The organism is Bradyrhizobium sp. PRIMUS42 (assembly GCF_023006515.1).
Taxonomy (GTDB): domain Bacteria; phylum Pseudomonadota; class Alphaproteobacteria; order Rhizobiales; family Xanthobacteraceae; genus Bradyrhizobium.
On record NZ_JALBGZ010000708.1, the window covers coordinates 1 to 3,193 of the forward strand.

The window sequence follows — 3,193 nt, forward strand, 5'->3', positions numbered from 1 at the left end:
AGGGCGTGGTCGACGTCGCCGCCGAGCGCACGCGCCTCGACAAGGAGATCGGCAAGGCCGACGCCGACATCAAGCGCGCCGAGTCCAAGCTGGCGAACGAGAAATTCGTCGCCAACGCGGCCGAAGAGGTCGTCGAGGAGGAGCGCGAAAAGCGCGAGGCCGCGCTGGCCCGCAAGGCCAAGCTGCTCGAAGCCATGGAGCGGCTGAAGCAGGCGTCGTAGCCGCGCCGTCATTCCGGGTCGGCTCGAAGAGCCGAACTCCGGTGCGCAATTGCGCACCTGAGAATCTCGAGGTTCCGGGTTCGCGTCTTTGACGCCCCCCCGGAACGACAACTACTTCGGAAACGGCTTGCTGAGAAACTTCGAGCCTCTGACGCCGTAGCGCCAGGGCAGCTCGACCGCCTTGGTGATGCCGATCCGGATGCCGGTCGCGACCTCGATGTCCTCTGTCCGCGCATGCAGCGCGATCGGCGACCGGTCCAGCGGCAGGGCGTTGTGCGCAATGGTGATGCCGAGCGCTTCGGTCAGCTTGCCAGGGCCCGAGCACAGCGCCTGCAAATCCTGGAGATGACGGCGGCGGCGCATCGCGGCGAGTCCATGGGTGGGCTCCAGCGCGCGGATCAGCACGGCGCTGGCCGAGCCTTCCGCCTCGCAGACGAAATTGACGCACCAATGGATGCCGTAGGAGCGGTAGACATAGGCAAAGCCCGGCGGGCCGAACATGATCTGGTTCCGCGGCGTCGGGCCGTTGTAGGAGTGCGCCGCCGGCTCGGTATGATGATAGGCCTCGACCTCCACAATGATCCCGCCGACGCCGTCCACCAGCATGGTGGCGCCTATCAGGTCGTGAGCGACCTCGCGGACGTTGCGATCGAAAAAGCTGCGCTTCAGCGCTTTGCCGAGCCGCGGTAGTGAAGTCTTCGGGATTGGAGCCATTCGAGGTGAGAATCGCTTGAGAACAGAGCAGGATATTGCCCATATCTGCCATGTTCCCTGAAGTGGTGCGAGCCGGGTTGCGATGCCTGGCGAGACCGACTAGGTAGGACCTGAACAGACCGGACACCCCATGGTCGTTATTGTCGATACCATCTCGAACCCGCTGCGCCCGCGCCACCCCGAAAAGGTGAACCGGCCTGATTCCGCTTCCCCGCCGAAGCCGGACTGGATCCGTGTGCGCGCCCCCAATACCCGCGGCTACGCCGACACCCGCAACATCGTGCGGGCCAACGGCCTGCACACGGTGTGCGAGGAGGCTGGCTGCCCGAACATCGGTGAGTGCTGGGACAAGAAGCACGCCACCTTCATGATCATGGGTGACACCTGCACCCGCGCCTGCGCCTTCTGCAACGTCAAGACCGGCCTGCCGAATGCACTTGACGCAGCCGAGCCGCAGAACGTCGCCGAGGCGACCGCCAAGCTCGGCCTTGCCCATGTCGTCATCACCTCGGTCGACCGCGACGACCTCACTGATGGCGGCGCCCAGCATTTCGCGGAGACGATCCGCGCCATCCGCGCTGCGTGCCCTTCGACCACGATCGAGATCCTGACGCCCGACTTCCTGCGCAAGGAAGGCGCGCTCGAAGTGGTCGTTGCCGCGAAGCCCGATGTCTTCAACCACAATCTCGAGACCGTGCCGTCGCGCTATCTCACGGTGCGGCCCGGCGCGCGCTACTTCCATTCGATCCGGCTGTTGCAGCGGGTCAAGGAGCTCGATCCCACCATCTTCACCAAGTCCGGCATCATGGTGGGCCTCGGTGAGGAGCGCCACGAGGTGCAGCAGGTGATGGACGATCTGCGCTCGGCCGAGGTCGATTTCCTGACCATCGGCCAGTATCTTCAGCCGACCCGCAAGCACCACGCCGTGATGCGTTACGTGCCGCCGGACGAGTTCGCCTCGTACGAAAAGGTCGCCTACACCAAGGGCTTCCTGATGGTGTCGGCGAGCCCGCTCACCCGCTCGTCGCATCACGCCGGCGAGGATTTCGCGAGACTGCAGGCCGCGCGGGCCGCGACCGCCCGCTGAACCGCCATGCCCAAATTTTCGAGCAAGCGCCGTGTCAATCACAGCGCCTCCGAGATGTTCGATCTGGTCGCCGACATCGAGCGCTATCCGGAGTTCGTGCCGCTGTGCAGCGCGCTGAAGGTGCGCCAGCGGATGGCCAAGCCCGACGGCACCGAGGTGCTGGTCGCCGACATGACGGTGTCGTTCAAGCTGGTCAAGGAGTCCTTCACCAGCCGGGTGACGCTGGATCGCGCCAATCTGAAAATCCTGGTCGAATATCTGCAAGGTCCGTTCAGTAATCTCGAAAACCGCTGGACGTTCGAGCCCAAGGGTGAGGGCGTCTGCGACGTCGGTTTCTTCCTGTCCTACGAGTTCAGGAGCCGCATGCTGGCGTTGCTGATGGGCTCGATGTTCGATGCCGCCTTCGCGCGATTCTCCATCGCGTTCGAAAAGCGGGCGGATGCGATCTACGGGCGGCCGAAGCTGGCGTCGACGTAGCTGTTACAACTCCCGTGTCCCGGACACGCTGCAGCGCGTAGCGTTGCTGCGCAGAGCCGGGACCCAGAGCGCCGCAAAGCATGGGCCCCGGCTCTGCAGCGCACCGCTGAAGGAGCGCTGCGCTGCGTCCGGGGCACGTGTGCGTCACCCTTCAATCCACCGCCTTCACCACATCCGGCGGCTGCGAGGCGTAATACGCCGCGGCCTGCTCGATCTCCTGGGGCGTCATGGCTCGGGCGATGTTGCGCATTTGCTGGCTGATGTCGTTGCGCCGCTCGCCTGTGGCAAAGGCCTGGAGCTGCGCCTTCATGTAGGCCTCGGACTGACCCTCCAGCCACGGGCTGCCGGTCTTGTTGTCGAGACTGCCATGGCAGGAACCGCAGGGCGCGATCCCGCGCATCGGCGCGCCGTAGATGACGATGTTGGGTTTCGGCAGTTGCGGTGTCGGGTGGTAGGCCGGAAGCCGCGGCAGATAGGCGTAATAGTTCGAGAGATCCGCGATCTCCTGGTCGGTGAGGTTGACCGCAAACGGCGACATCACGGCATTGGTGCGCGCACCCGAGCGGAAATCGTGCAGCTCCTTGTAGATCACGGCAGCATACTGACCAGCGAGATTGGGCGAATCCGCCCGGCTGATGCCGGTCGGGCCGTGGCAGATGGCGCAACGCTGCGCCAGCGTCGCGCCGCGGCCGAT

Annotated in this window: 5 protein-coding genes; 3 read left to right on the plus strand and 2 right to left on the minus strand. The window is 65.0% G+C overall.

The annotated features are described in order from the left end of the window. Positions 1 to 221: hypothetical protein (locus MOV75_RS32240; protein WP_247007340.1), on the plus strand; the 221-nt coding region annotated here is incomplete at its 5' end. 111 nt (positions 222 to 332) lie between these two features. Here MOV75_RS32240 and MOV75_RS32245 read toward each other — a convergent pair. After that, positions 333 to 935 (minus strand): DNA-3-methyladenine glycosylase, encoded by a 603-nt coding sequence (locus MOV75_RS32245; protein ID WP_246924396.1) that lies wholly within the window; start codon positions 933 to 935, stop codon positions 333 to 335. Positions 936 to 1,065: 130 nt separating this feature from the next. Here MOV75_RS32245 and lipA point away from each other — a divergent pair, with 130 nt between their 5' ends. Both lipA and MOV75_RS32255 read left to right on the plus strand, forming a co-directional pair. After that, entirely contained in the window at positions 1,066 to 2,022 is a 957-nt protein-coding gene (lipA, locus tag MOV75_RS32250) for a lipoyl synthase (RefSeq protein WP_246924399.1), read from the plus strand. 6 nt (positions 2,023 to 2,028) lie between these two features. Next, a complete protein-coding gene (locus MOV75_RS32255) occupies positions 2,029 to 2,499 on the plus strand; it encodes a type II toxin-antitoxin system RatA family toxin (RefSeq protein ID WP_246924402.1) in 471 nt (156 codons plus the stop codon). A 151-nt stretch (positions 2,500 to 2,650) separates the two neighbouring features. On the opposite strand, the gene MOV75_RS32260 is transcribed toward MOV75_RS32255, so the two are convergent. Further along, positions 2,651 to 3,193, minus strand: a 543-nt coding sequence (locus MOV75_RS32260) for a cytochrome c (RefSeq protein ID WP_247007341.1), incomplete at its 5' end; no start/stop codon positions are given.